The organism is Piscinibacter sp. PDB5-1, assembly GCF_056676035.1.
Genome location: NZ_JBWVZL010000001.1, coordinates 1,233,837 through 1,252,248, shown reverse-complemented (window position 1 = coordinate 1,252,248; position 18,412 = coordinate 1,233,837). Strand labels below are relative to the sequence as shown.

Below are 18,412 nucleotides of genomic sequence, written 5' to 3'. Positions count from 1 at the left end.
TGCAGCGTGATCGAGTGCTCAGGCTTTGAAGTACCAACGCACCGAGTGAAAGAACACCGGTGCGGCAAAGCACAGCGGGGCGACGCGGTCGAGCAGGCCGACAGCACCGGTCACCGAGGCGCGGTTGCCCCAGCGGCGCACGCCGGCGTCCTTCTTCAGGGCTTTCATCACCAGCTCGCCCAGGCCGCCACAGGCCGCGGCGATGAAGCCGATCAGCAGCGACTGCGGCGGCTTGAACGGGGTGATCCAGTACAGCAGCAGGCCGACGACGCCTCCGGCCAGCGAGCCGACGAGCCACGAGCGCCACGAGAAGCTGCGGCTGATCTGCCGCGCCACCGGGCGGCGGCGAAACCAGTGGCTCGCCACCTCTTGCACGATCTGCGCGGCCGCGACCACGACCACGAGGTACAGCACCAGGAAGGCACCGCGGTCTTCATAGCCGCGGAAGGTCAGCAGCAGGATGGCCGGCGCATGGCTCATGCCGAACACGCAGACCATCGTGCCCCATTGGATCTTCGCTGTGCGTTCGAGGAAGCGCGTCGAGTCGTTGCCCAGCGCAGCCAGCATGGGCAGCACCGCGAAGGCATACACCGGGATGAACACCGTGAACAGGTCGAACTGCCGCACCCCCGCCAGCAGGTACTGGACCGGCAACACCACGAAGAAGGCCGCCAGCAGCGCGCGGTGGTCGCCACGCCGGGTGTGCGTGAGCGTGATGAACTCGCGCAACGCGAGAAACGACACGATGGCGAACAGCAGCGTGGCCGCCACCGCCCCCAGCACCCACGACACCCAGAACAGCACGGTGCCGATCCACACCGCGCGCAGGTCGCGCTTGATGCGCTCGTGCATCTCGATCTGCTCGGGCCCCGGCGGGCGCCAGACGGATCGGGCGAACACGCCGATGGTGGTCAGCACGAGCGCGCCGAAGATCAACACGAAGAGCAGGCCGACCTGCTCGGAGACGGTGAGTTGACGCAGCGCACCCATCAGGCAGCCACCTTGCTCATGGCAATGACGGCCTCGCGGGCACGCGCGAGGAACGCACGCTTGTCTTCACCGGCTTGCAGTTGCATCGGCGGCCCGAAGGTCACCGAACACAGGATGGGCACCGGCACGACCTCGCCCTTGGGCATGACGCGCTGCACGTTGTCGATCCACGCCGGGATGAGTTGCACGTCGGGAAACTGCTCGGCCAAGTGGTACAGCCCCGCCTTGAAGGCTTGCGGCTCGCCCTTGTTGCCGCGCGTGCCTTCGGGAAAGATCACCAGCGAGTCGCCATTCTTCAGCGCCTCCACCAGCGGTTCGAGCGGGTCTTCGTCGTCCTTGCGCACGCGGCTCACGTACACCGCGTTGAAGATCTCGCGCGTGATCCAGTGTTTCAGCGGCGACGAGGTCCAGTAGTCGCGCGCGGCGATGGGCCGTGTCTGCGCCCTCAGGTCGCGTGGCAGCGAGGCCCAGATCAGCACCCAGTCGAAGTGGCTCTGGTGGTTGGCGAAATAAATGCGCTGCTCGGCCTTGGGTGGGCATCCGTACCAGTGGCCTTGCGCGCCCGTGATGAGTCGGGCCAGAAACGAAAGAAACAGGCCCGCGAACTGAGGCAACGTCATGGGGGCGATGTTACGGGCGCCTCGCGCCTGCCCGACTCAAGGGAAGCCCGGGCTCCCTCCGGGCGGCGGCATCCGAGGCCGCCGCCCGCGACAGCCCTCCCTGGCCGTAAGTGATGACAGCGATGTTGTGTAGTGCGAAGGGGCGTGGGGGCGTCAATCTGTGTTGCGCTCGAACCCGTGTTGCAAGGCCCATTCGGTGATGAGATAAACAGGTGGGTAGGCCGCCGTGGCGACCAGCAGCCAGCCGCTGGGCCCGAGCGGCCCGGCGCTCGGCGGCCCGAGGTACACCACGAGGGCCGCCAGCAGGCTGAGGACGTAAAGCGGCAAGGCGATGCAGCGTGCAATGGCGTGGGGCTGCGACTCGCCGGGGCGGGGGCGCAGGCAGGCGCGCCACAGCCGGCACAGCGCCAATGCCATGACCCCATGAACGGCGAGCAGGGGCAGCATGAACACCATGGCGTGCGGCATCGACGCTCACCCCAGACGGCCGTGGCCGACGGCAATGAGCAAGGGCCCCAGCAGCAGCGGGCCCCACAGGGGCGACGCCGGGAACGCCGCCACGCCCACCGCGCCGACGACCAGCAGGTAGCTGCCGACAAGCCGCAGCAGCGGCAGGTCACCGCGGGACACCGCATGCACGGCCACCTGCCCCGCGAGCATCAGCAAGGGGCCGCACAACAGAAACCAGAACGCCGTGCGGCGCCCTTCGGGGTTGCCGAACTGGCCCGTGAAACCGGCCAGCACGGCCTCGGTCAACGGCAGCTTGAAGCGCACGAGACCGAACGCGATGTGCAACACACCGAGGGCAAACACAGCCCAGGCCAGGGTCTTTGACAACTTGGTTCTTTCGAAAAAGCAATGCGCGGTAAAAGATACGCATGCGTATTGTACGTTTGCGTACGTTATTGGCAAGCGCCAGGAGCGCCGGGTGCGGTTCGCGGCTGTGGAGCCTCGCTTCTTAGAATCGCGCTCACATGGGCCGCAACGTCAACATCAGCCGCGACGACTGGGTCGCGGCCGCCACGCAGTGGATTGCCGATCACGGCGTGAGCACCTTGGCGGTCGAACCTCTCGCCCGGTCGCTCGGTGTGAGCAAGGGCGGCTTCTACTGGTGCTTCGCAAGCCGCGACGAGTTGCTCGCGGCGGTGCTCGAACGCTGGGAAGGGCAGGGCACGAAAGAGATCATCCAGGCCATCGAGCAACTGGGCCCGGGCGCTTCGGTGCGCGACCTGCTCGTTCGCGTGGCGATGAAGACCAAAAGCAATAACCCCGCCATCGTGCGCCTGGTGCGCGTCGAGCATGCGTTCAACTGCGCGGCGACCGACCCCCGCGTGGCGCCCACCGTGCAGCGCGTCAACGCGACGCGCGCGGGCTACCTCGAACAGTTGCTGCGTCGCGAGGGCCTCACCGCCAAGACGGCCCGGCAGCGTGCTGCGCTCGGCAACGCCACCTACCTGGGCCTGATCCAGCTGCGCGCGACCGGCCACGACGACCCCCTGGCGGGCATGGACGGGGTGGAGTTCGTCGAGGTCTACCGCAGCATGCTGCTGGCGCCGGCCGCCGGCGAGGCTGAGGCCATGGCGACGAGCACGCCACCGAAACAGGTGGTGGCCGACCCGGCCCCGGTTCGCCAAGCGGTGGCGCGCAAAGCCCCTGCGCGCCAGTCACGCCCCGGCAAGACGCCCACCCGCAAGGGCACGGCGCGCAAGACCCCCTCGGGGCGTTGACCCGTCCGCAAGCGGCCGCCCTTGCAGCGGCCGCGGACCGGGTCAGTGCCGGAAGTGGCGCACGCCCGTGAACACCATCGCGATGCCGCGCTCGTTGGCGGCGGCGATCACCTCGTCGTCGCGCACGCTGCCGCCGGGTTGGATCACGCAGGTCGCGCCAGCATCGACCACCACGTCGAGGCCATCACGGAACGGGAAGAACGCGTCGCTCGCCACGGCCGAGCCCTTCAGCGTGAGGCCGCCGTTTTCGGCCTTGATGCTGGCGATGCGCGCCGAGTCGATGCGGCTCATCTGACCCGCGCCCACGCCCAGCGTCATGCCGCCCGCGCAGAAGACGATGGCGTTGCTCTTCACGTACTTGGCGACCTTCCACGCGAACAGCAGGTCGTTCAGCTGTTCGGGCGTGGGCTGCTTGGCGGTGACGACCTTCAGCTCACCCAGCGTCAGCTCGCGGTTGTCGGCGGTCTGGATCAACAGGCCCGAGCCCACGCGCTTGACGTCTTGCAGGTTGCGGCCCTGTTCCCATGCCGTGGTGCCGCCGGGCGGCAGCGCGATTTCGAGCACGCGCGTGTTGGGCTTGCCGGCAAAGATGGCCATCGCCTCGGGTGTGAAACTGGGGGCGATCAGCACCTCGACGAACTGCTTGGCGACCAGTTCGGCACCGGCTTTGTCGAGCTGCGTGTTGAAGGCGATGATGCCGCCGAAGGCCGAGGTCGAATCGGTCTTGAAGGCCTTGGCGTAAGCCTCGGCCGCCGTGGCACCGATGGCCACGCCGCAGGGGTTGGCGTGCTTGATGATGACGCAGGCCGCGCCGTCGTTCACCGCGTCAAAGCTCTTGACGCATTCCCAGGCCGCGTCGGCGTCGGCGATGTTGTTGTACGAGAGCTCCTTGCCTTGCAACTGCTTCGCCGTGACCAGCGAGCCCGGCGCGGGGTACAGGTCACGGTAGAAGGCGGCGGTCTGGTGCGGGTTCTCGCCGTAGCGCAGGTCTTGCAGCTTCACGAAGCGGCCGTTGCTCTGCGCGGGGTACTCGCTGCGCGAGCCGTCGTCCTGCAACGACGAGAGGTAGTCGCTGATCGCGGCGTCGTAGTTCGAGATGCGGTTGAACGCGGCGACGGCCAGCGCGAACTTGGTCTTGCTGCTCACGGCCTTGTCGGCCTTCAGTTCGGTGATGACTTGCGCATACTGCGAAGCGTCGGTCAGCACGGCCACGTCTTTCCAGTTCTTCGCGGCCGAACGCACCATCGCGGGCCCGCCGATGTCGATGTTCTCGATCGCGTCTTCGAGCGTGCAGCCGGCCTTGGCGACGGTCGCCTCGAAGGGGTAGAGGTTGACGCAGAGGATATCGATGGTGTCGATGCCGTGTGCTTGGATCGCCGCCACGTGCGCCGGCAGGTCGCGGCGCGCCAGCAGGCCGCCGTGGATCTTCGGGTGCAGCGTCTTCACGCGGCCGTCGAGCATTTCGGGAAAGCCGGTGTGGTCGGCAACCTCGGTGACGGGCAGGCCGGCATCCGCCAGCAGCTTGGCGGTGCCGCCGGTGGACAACAGCTTCACGCCCAGGCCATGCAGTTCGCGCGCGAAGTCGAGCACGCCGGTTTTGTCAGAGACGGAGATCAGGGCGGTGAGGGTCATGGGGGTTCTCGGTTGGATATGAATTCGGGGTTCGGAGCGGGCTGCGAAACCTCAGCCTGATGAACAGGCCTGGCTTCTGAGGATCGACCTGGCTTCAGCTCCGTTCGGCTCTGAGGTATCGAAGGGCAGCGCTCAGTGCAGCCGTTCGAGACCTCCGCCCGAACGGGCGGAGGCGTCACGCGTGGCTCACTTGACCAGCTTGTGATCGACCAGCTTGCGCCGTAGCGTGTTGCGGTTGATGCCCAGCCATTCGGCCGCTTTGCTCTGGTTGCCTTCGGCGTGCTTCATCACCACCGTCAGCAGTGGCTTCTCGACCACCTTCAGGATCATGTCGTACATGGCGTTGGGCTCGACACCACGCAGGTCCTTGAAGTAGCTCTCGAGGCTCTCGCGTACGCACTCTTCGATGTTTTTTTTGCTCATGCTGGTTCTTTGCAGGTGTCTTCGCGGGCCGCGTCGAGGCGGTCGTCCGTGTGCGGCAAGGCGGTGGGCAGCCGCAGGCAGCGGTCGGCCAGTTGGTCGAACCAGTCGCTGACCGCGCGCACTTGCGCGTCGCAACTGTCGAGAGTGTTCATGAAAGAGCGAAAGGCTTCACCGCCGGGCAGCGGCTTGACCGCCCAGCCGATGTGCTTGCGCGCGGTGCGCACGCCGGCGTGCTCGCCATACAGGCCGTAATGGTCGTGCAGGTGTTCGAGCAGCCATTGCTTGGCTTGCAAGACCTCGGGCGCGGGCAGGTGCTCGCCGGTGTCGAGAAAGTGCGCGATCTCGCGGAAGATCCACGGCCGGCCTTGGGCGGCACGGCCGATCATGACGGCGTCGGCACCGGTTTTCTGCAGCACTTCGCGCGCCTTCTCGGGCGAGGCGATGTCACCGTTGGCCACCACCGGGATGCGCAGCGCCGCCTTCACCGCCGCGATGGTGTCGTACTCGGCCTCGCCGCCGTAGCCTTGCTCGCGGGTGCGGCCGTGCACGGTCACCATGGCCACGCCGCTTTGTTCGGCCGCGCGGGCGATCGTCAGCGCGTTGCGTTCGCTCTGGCACCAGCCGGTGCGCATCTTCAGGGTGACGGGCACGCGGTGCGGCGTGCAGGCCGCGACCACGGCGTCGATGATCTGCAGCGCCAGCGGTTCGTCTTGCATCAACGCCGAGCCAGCCCACTTGGTGCAGACCTTCTTGGCCGGGCAGCCCATGTTGATGTCGATGATCTGGGCGCCGCGCTCGATGTTGTAGACCGCGGCCTCGGCCATCATGGCCGGCTCGGTGCCTGCGATCTGCACGGCGATGGGGTCGATCTCGCCCTCGTGGTTGGCCCGGCGCGAGGTCTTCAGGCTGTTCCACAGGTCCTTGCGCGAAGTGACCATTTCACTCACCGCGTAACCCGCGCCCAGCCGCTTGCAGAGCTGGCGGAACGGGCGGTCCGTCACCCCGGCCATCGGGGCAGCGAACAGGTTGTTCGCCAAAGAAATGTGGCCGATTTGCATGGGGTGAAGCGGGGGGAGGGGTGTCGCCGTGGGGCTGGGCGATGTGCCCAAAAAGGAGGCAGAGTATAGCCACTCGGCGGGCTTGCCCCCGCGCCGGTTCGGGCCTTGGGTGCTGCCGATAATCCCACGCGAATGAATGAATGGATCAACGCCGCGCTGAGCTGGCTGGCCCTGCCCGAGTTCGGGCTCAGTACCTTGTTCGTGGTGTCGTTGATCTCGGCGACGCTGGTGCCGGTGGGGTCCGAGCCTGCGCTGTACGGGCTGCTGACCCTGAACCCCGACCTGTTCTGGCCGGCCGTGGCTGTGGCGACCGCGGGCAACACCTTGGGCGGCGGCATCAATTACTGGATGGGTTATGGCGCCGAGCGCGCCTATGAGCGCGTCACCCACCACGAGCCGCACCGTGCGCACCTGCTGCGCTGGCTGCGGCGTTTCGGCCCGAAGGCCTGCCTCATGTCGTGGCTGCCCTTGGTGGGTGACCCGCTGTGCGCCGTGGCCGGCTGGCTCAAGCTGCCGTTCTGGCCTTGCCTGGGCTACATGATGATCGGCAAGCTGGCCCGCTACGTCGTGATGACGACGGTCCTGCTGTGGATCTTCCCGGGCCAGTGGGGCGCTTAGCGGTCACGCGGCCGGCTTGCGTGGCGCGCGCTTGATCGGCGCTTTCTTGGCCGGTGACTTCGCGGCGGCCTTGGCCGCGCCCTTGCGGGCCACTCGGGTGGCCTGGGTCAGTTCGGCGACTTGTTTGGTGAGCGCGTCCACGCGGGCGGACAACTCGGCGATGTCTTGGGCGGTGGGCACGCCCAGGCGGTTCAGCGCGCGGGCGGTGCGCTCTTCGAAGATGCCTTCGAGCTTGTCCCACTGCTGGCCGGCCTTGGTGCCCATCTCGCTGGCGGCGCTGCTGAAGCGGCTCGACATCTCGGCGAGCTTTTCTTCGGCGGCCTCCTGCGTCTTCTTGTGCAGGCCGCTGCCGTCTTTCACCAGTGTCTCGAAGACCTTGCCGCCTTCTTCCTGCGCCTTGGCAAAGGCGCCCAGGCCGGCGAGCCAGATCTGTTGTGCGGACTCTTTCACGGTCTTGGCGAACTCGCTGTCGAGCAGCTTGGCCGCGGCCTCTTCGATCGGGTCCTTGGGGCGGGTCATCGCGTCCTCCTGAAGAAATGGGTGCGGCGACTTTAGGCGGTGCACCGGGGCCGTCGGTGCCGTGTTGTGGAGTGCCCGCTCTAATTGATCGGCACGGCTTCGGGTTTGGCCTCGCGGCCGGGCATGGCCGGGTCGAGCCAGCGCGACAGGGCCGCGTCGAAGGCAAAACGCAGGCGCACCGTGAGGCCCTTTTTCAAGTGGTCGTCGAGTTCGAGTTCTCCGTCTTCGAACCCGCGCGGGTTGTAGCCAATGGCCAGCGCCACCTTGCGGCTGAGCTTGTAGCCCACCTCGGCACCGAAGCCGCGTTGCCGCGTCCCGCCGCTGTCGCCCAGGGTGGCGGCATGGGCGCTGACCAACCAGCGTTCGCCGGCATCACGCGATGCACGCGCGACCCACAGCGTGCTCTTGCGCACGGCGCCGCCTTGGAAGGACTCGTCCCGGTCCCAGCGCTGCGAGCCGCGCAGAACGGCGTCGTGCCGGTTGTCGATGTCGTAGCCCAACTGGCCGAACACGATGTGCGCGCGGCGGTCCGCCAGGTCGGGCGTGGTGATGTCAGTGCCCTGCGCGTTGCGACCGATCAGCGAGTAGCGCCACAGCGTCGTCCAGCGCCGGTGCTCGGGCTCGCGCCAGCCCCAGCCGACCGAGGCCTTGAGGTGGGTCGTGCCGAGCGTGTCTTCCGCCTTGGGACGGTTGTCGATGATCGACAGGCGGTAGGCGGTGAGGCTGTTTTCGGTGAAACGGTTGGTGAACTTGGCGCCGAGGTAGCTGCTGTGTGCGAGTGAGGAGTGCACCGCCTCGGTTTCGAGCAAGAGGCTGTGGCTCGGGTGCGCGCTTTGCGTCACCGACACGCCCATGGTGTGCGAACGCACGGCGGTGGCGCCCGACAGCGGTTCAGCGGTTTCAAGCGTGGTGTTCACGCGCCACTGCGGCGCCGGCTCGACCGTGTGTCGCCAGCCCAGCACCCACAGCGCGTCGTCGTCGCTCAAGAGGCTGTGGCGGCGCAGCTCGGTGTACACGGCGCCTTCGGGCGATCCGTCGGGCACGGCCGCGCCCCAGGTGCTGCGGTAGGTGCTGCGCTCGTCCACGCCCTGCGAAGAGAGCAGGCCCAGCTGCGTGGCATGCCGGCCGTAGAGGCGCAGGTCGGCCAGTGCGCCGCTCAGCTGGGGCTGGTACTCGGTGGTGAATTCGGTGCGGCCTTCGGCCAGGCGCTCATCGCCGGGCAGCATGTCGGGCTTGATCGCACGCTGCGTCTGCGCACTGAAGTTCAGCGTCGGCGAGGCCTGCCAGAAGGCGCGCAGCCCGGCGAAGTTGGCCGCAGGCTTGCGGTCCGCCCAGGTCTGCGTGGCGCCTTCGTCGTCGAGTGCCGCGTGGCGCAGCATGCCTTCGATCCACAGGTCTTGCGGACCGTAGCGCAGTGCGAATTCACTTTCGGCGCGGCGGATGCCCGAGCCCGCGTCGCGCTGGCGGTAGGTTTGCGCGCGCAGTGTCCATTCGGGGCGGAAGGTCCAGGCCACCGCGGCGCCGACCTCGCGGCCGGTGCTGTCGTCTTGCACATAGATGCGCGAGCGGGTGCCGTCGCCTCCGTTGATCACGGCCAGCGCCTTGCCGGGCGGGCCGGCGCTCACCGGGCCGACGCCCGCGCTGCCCAGCCGCACGGCGGCCTGTTCGTCGAACACCGCCAGCCAGCCGGCGCCCAGGCGCACGTAGCGGCGCTGCCCGTCCACGCGGTAGATCTGGCCGGGGTCGGTGCTGAGGGCGTTGTCTGAAAGCTCGTCGAGAAACTCGCTGAGCGACTGTTCGGCCCGCGGCTTGGGGGCTTCGGCGCCCCAGGCGTTGGCGACCAAGAACGCAAGCCCCGCCACCGTGGCACGAGGCCAGTGTCGGGGCCCAGGGCGAAGGGAGTGCGCGGGCGACATGGGACCCGAGTGTGGCCCGAAATGCAGGTGCCCCAGGTCGGCCCGGCGGCCGATTCGATGTCGGCAAAAGCCGATGGTGGGGCCGGCGCACAGGGCCGTCCCGACCGGCGGGGCCGACGCCTACAATTTGGCGCCTCTGTTTTCACCTTCTTCGGGACCGCCCCTGCCATGACCGTCGAACCACCCGCTGCGCACACCTCCGAGCTTGCCAACGTCGCGCCGCGCGACAAGGCCGAGATCCTGGCCCAGGCCCTGCCGTACATCCGCAAGTTCCACGGCAAGACCATCGTCATCAAGTACGGTGGCAACGCCATGACCGACCCGGGCCTTCAGCAGGACTTCGCCGAAGACGTGGTGCTGCTCAAACTGGTCGGCATGAACCCGGTGGTGGTGCACGGCGGCGGTCCGCAGATCGACGAGGCGCTGGCCAAGGTCGGCAAGAAGGGCACGTTCATTCAAGGCATGCGCGTCACCGACGAAGAGACGATGGAAGTCGTCGAGTGGGTGCTCGCCGGCCAGGTGCAGCAAGACATCGTCGGCCTCATCAACGTGGCCGGCGGCAAGGCGGTCGGCCTGACCGGGCGCGACGGCGGCCTGATCCGCGCGCGCAAGCTTAAGATGGTGGACCACAAGGACCCGAGCGTGCACCACGACGTGGGCCAGGTCGGCGAGATCGAATCCATCGACCCCTCGGTCGTGAAGGCGTTGCAGGACGACCAGTTCATCCCGGTCATCTCGCCGCTGGGCTTCGGCAGCGACAACGAGAACTACAACATCAACGCCGACGTCGTGGCGGGCAAGCTGGCCGAGGTGTTGAAGGCCGAGAAGCTGATGATGCTGACCAACATCCCCGGCGTGCTCGACAAGAACGGCAAGCTGCTGACCAACCTGTCCTCGCGCGAGATCGACGACCTGTTCGCCGACGGCACCATCAGCGGCGGCATGCTGCCGAAGATCGCCTCGGCGCTCGACGCGGCGAAGAACGGCGTCAACGCGGTGCACATCATCGACGGGCGCGTGCCGCACGCGATGCTGCTCGAAATCCTGACCGAGCAGGCCTACGGCACCATGATCCGCAGCCACTGAACGAGGCGTCGATGGACGCCGAGCGCCGGCCCGCGAAGGGCCGTGTGTGGCTTTTCGACCTGGACGACACCCTGCACGACGCGTCGCACGCGGCGATGCAGGGCATCAACCAGGCCATGACCGACTACGTGGCCACGCACCTGGGCCTGCCCAGCCATGAGGCGTCGGCCCTGCGTCAGCACTACTGGAAGCGCTACGGCGCGACGCTGCTGGGGCTCATCCGCCACCACGGCGTGAAGGCGAGCCACTTTCTCGAAGAAACCCACAAGCTGCCTGGCCTCGAAGACCGCTTGCGCACGCATGCGCACGACCGGGCAGCGCTCAAGCGGCTGCGCGGGCGCAAGTACATCCTGACCAACGCGCCTCGCAACTACGCGCTGCGGGTGTTGAACACGCTGCATCTGGGTGATTTCTTCGACGGCGTCATCAGCGTCGAAGACATGACCATGTTCGGCCACTCGCGGCCCAAGCCCGACCTGCGCATGTTCCGTTTCATCGCGGCCAAGCTGAAGGCCCCGCTGTCGCGCTGCGTGCTGGTCGAAGACACGTTGCAGCACCAGCGCGCCGCCCACGGCCTGGGCATGCGCACGGTGTGGATGCAGCGCTACCGGAAGAGCGCGCAGAAATTGGTGCACAGCCGCAAGTTGCGACAGGTCACACTGTCAATCCCCAACACCCCCGGCGAAGCACAGGACTCCGTGAAAAACACCCCGGAAGTTGGCGTTCACCACTGCCCAAAGCCCTCTTATGTGTATGCAAAAATTCGTTCACTGAAGGCCCTACACACCTTGTGACTACTGGTGCGCCCCCCATGACGGACTCCCTGCCTACCCCCGCTGCGAGCAGCAGCCCCCCAGCGGAAGCGGCGGAGCCGACAGCGGGCCGCAAGCGCCCCAAGCCCGGCGAGCGGCGCGTGCAGATCCTGCAAACGCTGGCCAGCATGCTCGAACAGCCGGGTGCCGAGCGCATCACGACGGCGGCCCTCGCTGGCAAGCTCGACGTCTCGGAAGCGGCGCTCTACCGCCACTTCGCCAGCAAGGCGCAGATGTTCGAGGGTTTGATCGAGTTCATCGAACAAAGCGTCTTCACCCTCGTCAACCAGATCACCGAGCGTGAACCGCAGGGCGCCGTGCAGGCGCAGAAGATCCTCACCGTGCTGCTGCAGTTCGGCGAAAAGAACCCGGGCATGACGCGCGTGATGGTCGGCGATGCGCTGGTGTTCGAGAACGAACGCTTGGTGTCGCGCATGGCCCAGTTCTTCGACCGCATCGAATCGCAGCTGCGCCAGAGCCTGCGCCAGGCGGCGGAAACCGCAGGTTCCAGCACCCCGACCGTCGATGCCAACGCCCATGCCTCGGTGCTGACGGCGTTTGCCATCGGCCGGCTGCAGCGCTACGCCCGCTCGGGCTTCAAACGCCCACCCACCGAATTCCTCGACGCGGCGCTGGGCCTGCTGGTCAGCTGAACCCGCTTTCGCTTCGATGCCGGTCACGACGCAGGTCGGCGGCCACACGCTGACCCTTCTGCCCGAACGCGCCGGCTGGCTCGACGAATTCGGCACCTTGCTGATCGCCGATGCGCACATCGGCAAGGCGGTGTCATTTCGCGCGCAGGGCGTGCCCGTGCCGCGCGGCACCACCAGCGAAACGCTCAACCTGCTGTCCACCCTGGTGACCCGCTGGGCGGCGCGGCAGGTGGTGTTTCTCGGCGACTTTCTGCACTCGGCCCACGCGCATGCACCCGCGACGCTGGCGGCGGTGGCGCGCTGGCGCGAGGCCCACCCCGCGCTGGCGCTCACGCTCGTGCGCGGCAACCACGACGACCGGGCCGGCGATCCGCCCGCGTCGCTGGGCATTTCAGTGGTCGACGAGCCCTGGCCTTTGGGCGGTTTGCGTCTGTGCCACCACCCGCAGCCGCGCGACGACGGCTATGTGCTGGCCGGCCACTTGCACCCGTGCGTCACGCTCAGCGGTCGCACACACGACCACTTGCGCCTGCCATGCTTTCACTTCGGGCCTCATGTGGGCGTGCTGCCGGCGTTCGGTGCCTTCACGGGCATGCACCCGGTGCGGCCCCACCCCGGCGACCGTGTGTTCGCCATTGCCGCCGAGTCCGTGATGGCGATCCCGGGTTGATCGCCCCCGGCTGGCGGCTCAGGGCGCGGCGAGCCGCTCGATGCGTGCGGCCTGCCGCAAGGCATTCACCTGGGCCTCGACGCGTTCGTTGACGAGCTGCTGGCGCAGGCCATCGCGGATGGCGTCAAAGGCCGGCTTCGGAATGGTCTTCGAGCTCACCAACTGGATCACGTGCCAGCCGAACTCCGTCTGCACCGGCGTGGTCGTGTGGCGGCCGGGCTTCAGCGCGCGGGCGGCCTCGGTGTAGGGCGCGGCCAGTTCCGAGCCGAGCTGCTTGCCGATGTGGCCGCCCTTGGCCGCGCTGCCCTTGTCGAGCGACAGCTGCCGGGCCAGCGCGGCGAACGAGCGGCCGCGTTGAAGCTGCGCGATCACGCGCTGCGCGCCGGCCTCGTCGGCCAGCAGGATGTGCCGCGTGTCGATCTCGACCTCGACCGGCTCGCGCTCGTAGCGCTGGCGCAACTCAGCCTCGTCGATGCGCACCTCGGAGGCCAGTTGCTGCAGCAGGCGCTGGGCGAGCAGCCCCTTGTACTGAAGCTCGATCTCGGCCTGCACCTCGGGCCGTCGGTCGATGCCGTCGGCGCGGGCCTGTTGCGACAGCAGCTCTGACATCACCAGGTCGTCTATGAGCTTCTCGCGTGGCAGGTCTTTCATGCGCGGGTCGGCGCTGCGCAACTTGGCCAGTTCGTCGGCCAGGTGACGGGGCACCGGCTGGCCGTTCACGCGGGCCAGCGGCTCGGGCTCGCTCGCCGTGGCGGCCACCGCGACCAGCAGGGCGGCGAGGCCCAGACTCAGGGAGGACAGCAAGGACGTCTTCATTGCGTTTGCAGGCGCTCGTAGGCGCGCGCGGAAGGAATGTCTTCGGCCGAAAAGTGCTTGGCGAGCAAGGCGTCGACCTGTGCCTGGGTCGGTGCCCCGAGCGACTTCTTCTCTTGCAGGTAGGCCTGCAGGCGCCGCTCGAACTGGGCCCGTTGCTGCTCTTGCTGGGCGACGGCTTCAGCGCCTTCGGGGCCGAGGACCTGGGCGCGCACGCGCTGCACTTCTTCTTCAGAGCCACCGCGGGCACGCAGGGCGTCGACCTGCCGCTGCATGTCGCGCTCGGCATCCGACAGTCCCCCGCCTTCGAATGCGGCCACGTCGGGTGGCAGGCGGCTGCGCAGGGCTTCGATGCGTTGCGCCTTTTCTGCCGGCGTCAGGCTCAGGTTGGTCTCGATGACCTGCGCTTCGAGCATGTAGCGGCTGTGCGCGATCTGCGCGCCGAACAGGGCCTTGGCGGTGGCCGGATCGAAGTGGCGGCGCTGCAGCGCCTCTTGGCGGTCGAGCGTGGCGCGCATCTCGGCCAGATTGGCTGGCGGCTGCGCATTGGCGGTCTCGCGCGCGTAGGCGAGCGAATAGGCGCGGTAGCTGTGCAGCAGCGCAATGGCCTGCTGCGCGGCGGCCGGGGGCAGCCCCTTGCGCAGCGAGTTCTCGACGCGGGCGATGTCTTCGGCGCTCGGGTTCGGGCCGAGCTGCGCGAGGGTCAGGTCGAGCGCGGCCTTGGTGTCCATGTCGAGCCGCAGGTGGCCGGCCACGCCGAGGTCGAACATGCGCGCGGTGTCTTCGAGGCTGCCGCCCAGCGCCGCCATGGCGGGCGAGAGCGCGTCGCTGGCCATCGGCGTGGGCGCGGGCGCGCGGGCCACCGCGCCCGCCGAGGCGGCGCTGGCGATGGCGTCGGGCTCGTCGTCGGGCATCAGCAGGTACGCGGCGGCGCCCAGCACCGCGACAGCGGCCAGGGCCGCGAGCCATTTGTTGTCGAGGGTCATCGGGACTGTGCGGGGTTCGGGGAAGAGATGATTTCGATCTTCGCGGCCCGGCGCAGTTCGTCCAAGCGGGTTTGCACCTTGCTGTTCAGCAGCTGCTGCCTGAGCCACACCGAGGCTTCGTTGAGGCTGGGGCGCGGCGCGCTGCGGCGGCTTTCGAGCCGCAACACGGCCCAGCCGCCGTCCACCGGCACAGGCTTCGGGGCGACCTCACCGGGTTGGAGGTGCCGCACCGCGGTGGCGACGGCGGGCTCCAGTTGGTTGAACATCTGCCAGTCGGCGCCGGCCGCCGGTTGCGCCGGGCGTTGCGTGCGGGCGAGGGCAGCAAACGACTCGCCGCGTTGCAGGCGTTCGATCAGCGCGGCGGCTTGTGCGGCCGTCGGGCTCACGAGGCGCTGTACCTTGAAGTCGAACGGCGGCACCTGCTCTTCGTAGAGCGCCGCCACCTCTTCGTTCGACACGCTGACCTGCGGGATCAGGCCTCGCACGACGTGCTGGCTGAGCACGGTGCTCACCTGCAGTTCACGCTGGGCGCTGATGGAGGGCTCGCGGTGCAGGCCGCGCGTCATGGCTTGCTGGGCCAGCAGCTCGGTGAGCAACAACTCGTCGAAGAGCTGGGTGCGGTCCACCTGCAGGGTGGGGGCGGCCACGCCGGAGGCCTGGTCGAAGGGATTGGGGGCTTGGCGGCTGCGCACCATCTCGTCGAGCAGGGCGCGCCGCACGGGTTGGTCGTTCACGCGTGCCAGCACCTGGTCCGGTGGGCCGCCCTGGGCACTCGCGGCACCGGCCGACACCACCCACAAGGCGAAGACCCGCAAACGGGTCCGGGTGCGGGTCGAGGTCAACACAGCTTCGATTCGACGAAACATCGCGGGGCAGTCCTCCAAGAACGAATCGACAAGGGAACGACCAACGGAAAAGGCCGCCTGCAGGCGGCCCTTGGCAGGAAGGCCGGCGCACCGCGCCGGCGCTTCAATCAGCGCAGTGCCGCGCGGACGCTGTTGTACACGCTGGAGTCGGTCAGCAGCGAGAGGTGGCTCACCGGGGCGACCATGGTGCTGTTGCCGCACATGGCGCTGGTGGCGGGGATGATGATGCCATCCACGGTGGACCACAGCGAACGGTCGCAGCCGCGCCCGGCCAGACGCAGCAAGAAGAGCGAACCCGGGCGCATGTCGAAGCACGAGGGGCTGATGCAGCCGTAGGCGAAGGTCGTGCCGCTGTGCGGCGTGCCCAGCGTGACGAAGCGGCGCATTTGCGAGCTGCCACCGTTGAACACACGGTAGGCGCGCGAGACCAGGCCGCCGTTCGAGTGGGCCACGATGCTGACGTTTTCGCCGTGGCGGGCGCGCACGGTGCTGGCGTAGCTGGCGAGCTGCGAGCCGGCGACGGTGTCGCTCACAACCAGCGAGCTGTAGTTGAAGCCGTAGAGCTTGTTCGACGGGTAACCGCTCGCCGTGAAGCGCGACATCATCGTGCTGAAGTTCGAGCTGCTGCCCGAGTAGCCGTGCACGAAGATGATCGGTTCGGTCTGGGCAAGGGCGGAGCCGCCAGAGAGCATGCCGGCAAGGGCCAGGGCAGAGAGGGTGGTCAGTCGCTTCATGGTTATCTCCAAGGTGGGGTTGAAAGCTTGAGAGCTGTCAGGCCGGGGCCTGCACTTCCTGGGTCCCCCTCTGGATGGGTGGGGAGATGCCGAAAGTGCAACGGTATGTTCCAGTACCTTTGTTCATCTGACATCGGAAGTTTCCCGATTCAGGCTTCCCCTTAAGTGCTTTCTCTCGGCTGGGTTTGTGCGGATCTCCGGGTGTGCAATGCCTCACGCTTCGCGGGCGGGGGCGCCGCCTACACTGCCGGCCTTCGCCCGTCTGGCCGCTCGCCGGACGACGCCCCCGCTTGCCGCCGCCCCGAGCCCCGATGAGTTCAGACCCCGCCTTTCCCGCCGCCGCGCTCGCCCAGTTGATGCAGCGTGCCGAGCACGTCCTCACGCGCCTCGAAGCGGTGCTGCCGCACCCGCTGGCCGCGCCCGACTGGGCTGCGTCCACCGCGTTCCGCTACCGCAAACGCGGCGGCTCGGCGGCGTTGGAGCCGGTGCGGCATGTCGCGCCGATCCGCCTGGGCGAGCTGGTCGAGGTCGAGCCGCAAAAAGACCGCCTGCTGCGCAACACGGCGCAGTTCGTCGCCGGGCGCAGCGCCAACAACGTGCTGCTGACCGGCGCGCGTGGCACCGGCAAGAGTTCGCTGATCAAGGCCTGTCTGAACGAGTTCGCGGCGCAAGGCCTGCGCCTGATCGAGGTCGACAAGGCCGACCTGGTCGATCTGCCCGACCTGATCGACCTGGTGGCCGACCGGCCCGAGCGCTTCATCGTCTTCTGCGACGACCTCAGCTTCGACGAGGGCGAGCCCGGCTACAAGGCGCTGAAGTCGGTGCTCGACGGCTCGGTGGCGCAGGCCAGCGACAACGTGCTGATCTACGCGACCAGCAACCGCCGCCACCTGCTGCCCGAGTACATGAAAGAAAACCTCACCTACCAGCACACCGAAGACGGCGAGGTGCACCCGGGTGAGGTCGTCGAAGAAAAGATCTCGCTCAGCGAGCGATTCGGGCTGTGGATCAGCTTCTACCCCTTCAGCCAGGACGAATACCTCGCCATCGTCGCCCAGTGGTTGCGCGGCTTCGGCGCGAGCGAAGCCGCGATCACTGCCGCGCGCCAGGAAAGCCTCGTCTGGGCGCTGGAGCGTGGCTCCCGCTCGGGCCGGGTCGCCTTCCAGTTCGCGAAAGACTTCAGCGGGCGGATCGCCCCATGAGTCCGCCCGGCCGCCCGAAGGGCTCATACCGGAGTGCGCAGCACGAAGGTGCTCCAGTGCGCGCGCGGGCCGAGCGCCGGGCCGCTCCCAAGCCTGCTCGCATCCCCCGGGGGGATCGACCGATGTTCCCAGCGGGCGAGGGGCTGTCATGAGTACCGAGCGTGTGCCGGTGGACGTCGCCGTCGGTGTGCTGATCGACGCGCAGCAGAACTTTCTGCTCACCTCGCGACCCGAAGGCAAGGTCTACGCCGGCTACTGGGAATTTCCGGGCGGCAAGGTCGAGCCGGGCGAGAGCATCGAAGAGGCCTTGCGGCGCGAATTGCACGAAGAATTGGGCATCACCATCGGCGCCGTGCACCCCTGGAAGGTCGAGATGCACGACTACCCGCACGCGCTGGTGCGGCTGCATTTCTGCAAGGTCTACGACTGGACGGGCGAATTCGAAATGCGCGAACGGCAAACCATGGCCTGGCAAAGCCTGCCCGTTCGCATGGGGCCGGTGCTGCCCGGCACCATTCCGGTGTTGCGCTGGTTTGCCCAAGAGCGCGGTTTCGAGGGCCAAACACACGAAGAAGGGCCACGGGCCGCCGAGGCCTGATTGTTAAACTGCCTCGCCCGCCATCCACCCCGGCGGGCCCCTTGGGAACACACACTTTGAGCTGGCTGGACGACATTCGCTGGGACGCACAGGGCCTCGTGCCCGTCATCGCGCAAGAGCAGGGCACGGGCGACGTGCTCATGTTCGCCTTCATGAACCGCGAGGCGCTTCAACTCACCGCCGAGCGCGGCGAGGCCGTCTACTGGAGCCGCTCGCGCAACAAGCTGTGGCACAAGGGCGAAGAGTCCGGGCACATCCAGAAGGTGCACGAGATGCGCCTGGACTGCGACAACGACGTGGTGCTGCTCAAGATCACGCAACAAGGCCACGAACCCGGCATCGCCTGCCACACCGGCCGCCACAGCTGCTTCTTCCAGCTCTACAAAGACGGCGCCTGGACCACCGTGGATCCGGTCTTGAAAGACCCGGAGCACATCTACAAATGAGCAAGTCGCCGAACCTCCTGCAGATTTGCGAATGCTGGGTGCG

General features: G+C 67.8%; 22 protein-coding genes. 9 read left to right on the top strand and 13 right to left on the bottom strand.

All coding sequences use genetic code 11. The annotated features are described in order from the left end of the window. Positions 1-18: 18 nt before the first annotated feature. From AC1KAT_RS05650 to AC1KAT_RS05635, 4 genes are all read right to left on the bottom strand, one after another. On the bottom strand, positions 19-990 hold the full coding sequence (locus AC1KAT_RS05650; RefSeq protein WP_480323648.1) for a phosphatidate cytidylyltransferase: 972 nt from the start codon (positions 988-990) through the stop codon (positions 19-21). After that, positions 990-1,610, bottom strand: coding sequence for a lysophospholipid acyltransferase family protein (locus AC1KAT_RS05645; protein ID WP_480323646.1), 621 nt, complete (start codon positions 1,608-1,610; stop codon positions 990-992). The genes AC1KAT_RS05650 and AC1KAT_RS05645 overlap by 1 nt, the downstream gene beginning before the upstream one ends. A 153-nt stretch (positions 1,611-1,763) precedes the next feature. Further along, entirely contained in the window at positions 1,764-2,078 is a 315-nt protein-coding gene (locus AC1KAT_RS05640; protein WP_480323644.1) for a hypothetical protein, read from the bottom strand. Between the two features lie 6 nt (positions 2,079-2,084). Beyond that, positions 2,085-2,447: a DUF6463 family protein gene (locus AC1KAT_RS05635; protein ID WP_480323642.1), complete on the bottom strand. Its 363-nt coding sequence runs from the start codon at positions 2,445-2,447 to the stop codon at positions 2,085-2,087. 137 nt (positions 2,448-2,584) lie between these two features. On the opposite strand from AC1KAT_RS05635, the gene AC1KAT_RS05630 reads away from it, so the two are divergent. After that, positions 2,585-3,337 carry a TetR/AcrR family transcriptional regulator gene (locus AC1KAT_RS05630; RefSeq protein ID WP_480323640.1) on the top strand — a complete coding sequence of 251 codons (753 nt, stop codon included), beginning with the start codon at positions 2,585-2,587 and terminating at the stop codon, positions 3,335-3,337. A 42-nt stretch (positions 3,338-3,379) separates the two neighbouring features. Here the strand turns inward: AC1KAT_RS05630 and purH are convergent, their stop codons facing one another. From purH to dusB, 3 genes are all read right to left on the bottom strand, one after another. Then, positions 3,380-4,969 carry a bifunctional phosphoribosylaminoimidazolecarboxamide formyltransferase/IMP cyclohydrolase gene (purH, locus tag AC1KAT_RS05625; protein WP_480323638.1) on the bottom strand — a complete coding sequence of 530 codons (1,590 nt, stop codon included), beginning with the start codon at positions 4,967-4,969 and terminating at the stop codon, positions 3,380-3,382. A gap of 186 nt (positions 4,970-5,155) precedes the next feature. Then, on the bottom strand, positions 5,156-5,392 hold the full coding sequence (locus AC1KAT_RS05620; RefSeq protein ID WP_480323636.1) for a Fis family transcriptional regulator: 237 nt from the start codon (positions 5,390-5,392) through the stop codon (positions 5,156-5,158). After that, on the bottom strand, positions 5,389-6,450 hold the full coding sequence (gene dusB, locus AC1KAT_RS05615; RefSeq protein ID WP_480323634.1) for a tRNA dihydrouridine synthase DusB: 1,062 nt from the start codon (positions 6,448-6,450) through the stop codon (positions 5,389-5,391). Before dusB ends, AC1KAT_RS05620 begins: the two co-directional genes overlap by 4 nt. Before the next feature lie 132 nt (positions 6,451-6,582). Here dusB and AC1KAT_RS05610 point away from each other — a divergent pair, with 132 nt between their 5' ends. Next, entirely contained in the window at positions 6,583-7,068 is a 486-nt protein-coding gene (locus AC1KAT_RS05610; protein ID WP_480323632.1) for a YqaA family protein, read from the top strand. A 3-nt stretch (positions 7,069-7,071) separates the two neighbouring features. Here AC1KAT_RS05610 and AC1KAT_RS05605 read toward each other — a convergent pair whose 3' ends face one another. Next, complete coding sequence (locus tag AC1KAT_RS05605; RefSeq protein ID WP_480323630.1) at positions 7,072-7,587, bottom strand: phasin family protein; 516 nt, start codon at positions 7,585-7,587, stop codon at positions 7,072-7,074. An 80-nt stretch (positions 7,588-7,667) separates the two neighbouring features. Continuing rightward, complete coding sequence (locus tag AC1KAT_RS05600; protein ID WP_480323628.1) at positions 7,668-9,431, bottom strand: hypothetical protein; 1,764 nt, start codon at positions 9,429-9,431, stop codon at positions 7,668-7,670. A gap of 240 nt (positions 9,432-9,671) precedes the next feature. Here AC1KAT_RS05600 and argB point away from each other — a divergent pair, with 240 nt between their 5' ends. Genes argB through pdeM form a run of 4 tightly spaced genes read left to right on the top strand, consistent with a single transcriptional unit; the run spans position 9,672 to position 12,724 of the window. Then, positions 9,672-10,589, top strand: coding sequence for an acetylglutamate kinase (gene argB, locus AC1KAT_RS05595; RefSeq protein WP_480323626.1), 918 nt, complete (start codon positions 9,672-9,674; stop codon positions 10,587-10,589). Positions 10,590-10,600: 11 nt separating this feature from the next. After that, positions 10,601-11,383, top strand: coding sequence for a pyrimidine 5'-nucleotidase (locus AC1KAT_RS05590; RefSeq protein WP_480323624.1), 783 nt, complete (start codon positions 10,601-10,603; stop codon positions 11,381-11,383). A 17-nt stretch (positions 11,384-11,400) separates the two neighbouring features. Next, complete coding sequence (slmA, locus tag AC1KAT_RS05585; protein ID WP_480323622.1) at positions 11,401-12,054, top strand: nucleoid occlusion factor SlmA; 654 nt, start codon at positions 11,401-11,403, stop codon at positions 12,052-12,054. Between the two features lie 16 nt (positions 12,055-12,070). Continuing rightward, entirely contained in the window at positions 12,071-12,724 is a 654-nt protein-coding gene (gene pdeM, locus AC1KAT_RS05580; protein ID WP_480323620.1) for a ligase-associated DNA damage response endonuclease PdeM, read from the top strand. 18 nt (positions 12,725-12,742) lie between these two features. Here pdeM and AC1KAT_RS05575 read toward each other — a convergent pair whose 3' ends face one another. The 4 genes from AC1KAT_RS05575 to AC1KAT_RS05560 all read right to left on the bottom strand — a co-directional run bounded on the left by AC1KAT_RS05575 (position 12,743) and on the right by AC1KAT_RS05560 (position 16,123). Further along, positions 12,743-13,528 carry a peptidylprolyl isomerase gene (locus AC1KAT_RS05575; RefSeq protein ID WP_480323618.1) on the bottom strand — a complete coding sequence of 262 codons (786 nt, stop codon included), beginning with the start codon at positions 13,526-13,528 and terminating at the stop codon, positions 12,743-12,745. An 8-nt stretch (positions 13,529-13,536) separates the two neighbouring features. Beyond that, positions 13,537-14,523 (bottom strand): lipase secretion chaperone, encoded by a 987-nt coding sequence (locus AC1KAT_RS05570; protein WP_480323616.1) that lies wholly within the window; start codon positions 14,521-14,523, stop codon positions 13,537-13,539. Continuing rightward, on the bottom strand, positions 14,520-15,389 hold the full coding sequence (locus tag AC1KAT_RS05565; RefSeq protein WP_480323614.1) for a peptidylprolyl isomerase: 870 nt from the start codon (positions 15,387-15,389) through the stop codon (positions 14,520-14,522). Before AC1KAT_RS05565 ends, AC1KAT_RS05570 begins: the two co-directional genes overlap by 4 nt. Positions 15,390-15,496: 107 nt before the next feature. Then, a complete protein-coding gene (locus AC1KAT_RS05560; RefSeq protein WP_480323612.1) occupies positions 15,497-16,123 on the bottom strand; it encodes an esterase/lipase family protein in 627 nt (208 codons plus the stop codon). Positions 16,124-16,434: 311 nt separating this feature from the next. Here AC1KAT_RS05560 and AC1KAT_RS05555 point away from each other — a divergent pair, with 311 nt between their 5' ends. From AC1KAT_RS05555 to hisI, 3 genes are all read left to right on the top strand, one after another. Next, entirely contained in the window at positions 16,435-17,325 is an 891-nt protein-coding gene (locus tag AC1KAT_RS05555; protein WP_480323610.1) for an ATP-binding protein, read from the top strand. 148 nt (positions 17,326-17,473) lie between these two features. Continuing rightward, positions 17,474-17,923, top strand: coding sequence for an NUDIX domain-containing protein (locus AC1KAT_RS05550; protein WP_480323608.1), 450 nt, complete (start codon positions 17,474-17,476; stop codon positions 17,921-17,923). Between the two features lie 56 nt (positions 17,924-17,979). Next, the gene (gene hisI / locus AC1KAT_RS05545) at positions 17,980-18,369 is read left to right on the top strand and encodes a phosphoribosyl-AMP cyclohydrolase (RefSeq protein ID WP_480323606.1); all 390 of its coding nucleotides are present in this window, start codon (positions 17,980-17,982) and stop codon (positions 18,367-18,369) included. Positions 18,370-18,412 lie beyond the last annotated feature (43 nt).

What these genes read in the sequence shown, in the direction of transcription:
- AC1KAT_RS05650 (WP_480323648.1), bottom strand. Translation starts at nt 990, where the DNA reads ATGGGTGCGCTGCGTCAACTCACCGTCTCCGAGCAGGTCGGCCTGCTC.
- AC1KAT_RS05645 (WP_480323646.1), bottom strand. Translation starts at nt 1,610, where the DNA reads ATGACGTTGCCTCAGTTCGCGGGCCTGTTTCTTTCGTTTCTGGCCCGA.
- AC1KAT_RS05640 (WP_480323644.1), bottom strand. Translation starts at nt 2,078, where the DNA reads ATGCCGCACGCCATGGTGTTCATGCTGCCCCTGCTCGCCGTTCATGGG.
- AC1KAT_RS05630 (WP_480323640.1), top strand. Translation starts at nt 2,585, where the DNA reads ATGGGCCGCAACGTCAACATCAGCCGCGACGACTGGGTCGCGGCCGCC.
- purH (WP_480323638.1), bottom strand. Translation starts at nt 4,969, where the DNA reads ATGACCCTCACCGCCCTGATCTCCGTCTCTGACAAAACCGGCGTGCTC.
- AC1KAT_RS05620 (WP_480323636.1), bottom strand. Translation starts at nt 5,392, where the DNA reads ATGAGCAAAAAAAACATCGAAGAGTGCGTACGCGAGAGCCTCGAGAGC.
- dusB (WP_480323634.1), bottom strand. Translation starts at nt 6,450, where the DNA reads ATGCAAATCGGCCACATTTCTTTGGCGAACAACCTGTTCGCTGCCCCG.
- AC1KAT_RS05610 (WP_480323632.1), top strand. Translation starts at nt 6,583, where the DNA reads ATGAATGAATGGATCAACGCCGCGCTGAGCTGGCTGGCCCTGCCCGAG.
- AC1KAT_RS05605 (WP_480323630.1), bottom strand. Translation starts at nt 7,587, where the DNA reads ATGACCCGCCCCAAGGACCCGATCGAAGAGGCCGCGGCCAAGCTGCTC.
- argB (WP_480323626.1), top strand. Translation starts at nt 9,672, where the DNA reads ATGACCGTCGAACCACCCGCTGCGCACACCTCCGAGCTTGCCAACGTC.
- AC1KAT_RS05590 (WP_480323624.1), top strand. Translation starts at nt 10,601, where the DNA reads ATGGACGCCGAGCGCCGGCCCGCGAAGGGCCGTGTGTGGCTTTTCGAC.
- slmA (WP_480323622.1), top strand. Translation starts at nt 11,401, where the DNA reads ATGACGGACTCCCTGCCTACCCCCGCTGCGAGCAGCAGCCCCCCAGCG.
- pdeM (WP_480323620.1), top strand. Translation starts at nt 12,071, where the DNA reads ATGCCGGTCACGACGCAGGTCGGCGGCCACACGCTGACCCTTCTGCCC.
- AC1KAT_RS05570 (WP_480323616.1), bottom strand. Translation starts at nt 14,523, where the DNA reads ATGACCCTCGACAACAAATGGCTCGCGGCCCTGGCCGCTGTCGCGGTG.
- AC1KAT_RS05565 (WP_480323614.1), bottom strand. Translation starts at nt 15,389, where the DNA reads ATGTTTCGTCGAATCGAAGCTGTGTTGACCTCGACCCGCACCCGGACC.
- AC1KAT_RS05560 (WP_480323612.1), bottom strand. Translation starts at nt 16,123, where the DNA reads ATGAAGCGACTGACCACCCTCTCTGCCCTGGCCCTTGCCGGCATGCTC.
- AC1KAT_RS05555 (WP_480323610.1), top strand. Translation starts at nt 16,435, where the DNA reads ATGAGTTCAGACCCCGCCTTTCCCGCCGCCGCGCTCGCCCAGTTGATG.
- AC1KAT_RS05550 (WP_480323608.1), top strand. Translation starts at nt 17,474, where the DNA reads ATGAGTACCGAGCGTGTGCCGGTGGACGTCGCCGTCGGTGTGCTGATC.